The sequence below is a fragment of the Chryseobacterium carnipullorum genome, from assembly GCF_900142785.1.
In the GTDB taxonomy this organism is placed as follows: domain Bacteria; phylum Bacteroidota; class Bacteroidia; order Flavobacteriales; family Weeksellaceae; genus Chryseobacterium; species Chryseobacterium carnipullorum.
The window spans coordinates 1-2,059 of record NZ_FRCD01000047.1; the positions used below are offsets into that span (position 1 = coordinate 1).

2 protein-coding genes are annotated in these 2,059 nt (G+C 36.0%); one reads left to right on the forward strand and one right to left on the reverse strand.

The features are described 5' to 3' along the window. Positions 1–120 precede the first annotated feature (120 nt). Positions 121–591, forward strand: coding sequence for a hypothetical protein (locus BUC06_RS23235; RefSeq protein WP_139263432.1), 471 nt, complete (start codon positions 121–123; stop codon positions 589–591). A gap of 352 nt (positions 592–943) precedes the next feature. Here the strand turns inward: BUC06_RS23235 and BUC06_RS23245 are convergent. Continuing rightward, on the reverse strand, positions 944–2,059 hold a 1,116-nt coding region (locus BUC06_RS23245), incomplete at its 5' end, for an RHS repeat-associated core domain-containing protein (protein ID WP_139263433.1).

Below are 2,059 nucleotides of genomic sequence, written 5' to 3' on the forward strand. Positions count from 1 at the left end.
AGGCGGTTTCCTGTATAATGATAGGTAAGATTGTCGACAAGCTGTGTGGTTCCTGTAGGAGGGATCGTTTCTATAATTTTCTAATATAAAAACGTCATAAAACACAAAAAACTTCGCAATTTGCGAGGTTCTTTTATTATCTGCTACGAAGTTACAAACTTCGTAGAGCGGGTTACAATAGATACGAACGGAGACACTGACGAGGGCATCTACTACAGACTTTGTAGTGAGTTGCAAAAAAACTATAAACTACTACGCTCACAGGAAGACCAGACCGCTAATGAAGGATTGGGATTGATGCTGAGTGGGTTCTTCTACAGGGCTTGCGTCATATTTATCTATGTCGCCCTGCGATACCATCCCAATCAAATCAACATCCGCATCCTTTGGAAGCTATGCGAACACATTGACCCCAAGGTAAAAAACCTTGACTACCTTATCCAAAAACTGCCATTCGATTTCTTCGAGTTCCTAAACCCATCCAAAAACCTTTACAGGAACTTCTGTTATCTTGAAGAAGAACACCTATCTATCCTCGACGAACTGGCGCAGGGTTTTCTCGACCTTGTTGATGAACAGTTTGATAAGTAACAACAGGAAAGCCACTCAATGAGTGGCTTTCTTGTTGTTATTAATTTTTTTTTCTATTTTTTATCTTTAAGTAGTATAAAACCAACTTATATAAGATAAACCATAAAATTAGAAAAACTATTGTTTGCAATATGAATATTGATAAAAAGGAGACATCAACCATAACTAATCCAAATAATAAAATATTAACAGGATAAGTAATTATTACGAGTGGTGTCCAAAGGGGGCTATTATAATCGAAGCCAAACAAAGAGTATTCTGGGAAACTAACCAAAACAACTAAAGTCCCTAACAATACATATATTAAACTTAATAGCATTGTACCGAATAAAATTTTATTTCTTTTCATATATTATCTTAGTGATGGAAATGTTATAGCTTGTTTCAAAATACTTTTTATAGTTTGCCTTTTAGGCTGAGAAGCACTATTCAATCCCCTTCCTAATATTTTTGCCTGAATCATAAGTTTATTATTTCCTTCTTTTCTATACTTCTCTTCTAATTTACCCATACTATCAACAAAACGATCATCTGCTGTAATTGTAGCCGTACTGTTAAATAATGCACCCGCTCCTACAGCGTGTAATTTATCATAATCCTTATCATGAATAAAAGCTGGAACTTCTATTTCAGTTGGTGGTACTGAATAATCAGATTCGCCATTATATTTTCTTGGGTTTTTCCCACCGGGATAATTATATCCAAATAAATTCTTATTTAAGGTCTCTGGATTTAATTGATTTAAATCGACTTTCCCATCTTCTAGAGTAGAGTATAAAGTATTAGCAGCAGATTCACTGAGCTTTGCGTCCTTATAGTTATTATTAACGTAGCTTAATAATGTACTAGCATTGTCGCCTTTATCCTTAACTAAATTTCCATTTTTGTCTTTGTGCCAATCAGGTGAGCTACTAGATGAATTTGACATTGAGCTCCTTAATTGTAAAAATGCAGATTGAGCATCTGCTCCTGTGTATGTAGTACCAGAAGTAGTTTCTACAACACCTCTACCATCGGGGTCTATGAATCTGATTGGATTGTTTACAGCATAATTGTAAGTGGAATGTCTACGATACTGTTCAGCCAGCGGATCCACCACACCCCATCTTCCGATATCCGGCATATAAAATCTCGCTCCATAATCATACATTCCGGTCTCTTGCAGTTCCTTGCCATTGTACTTATAACTATAATAGCTTCCCAACTTTGAATTACTAAGCATTCCCTGAATATGATTCAAGCCAAAAGGATAATAATTATTAGTATCCGTAACCTCCAGAATGCCTTCGCTGTTTTTAGCAAAACTTACCCTAGCATTGCCAAGGTGATCTCTGTACTGGTAAATATAGCGGTTTTCCGTGAAACTGTAAAATCCTTCTGAAGTAGGCACAAAATCCAGTTTCCATTCAGGTGGACCTCCGATAACAAGAACATCATTGATGTTTTTATAAGCCTGTTCTTCAAAAGC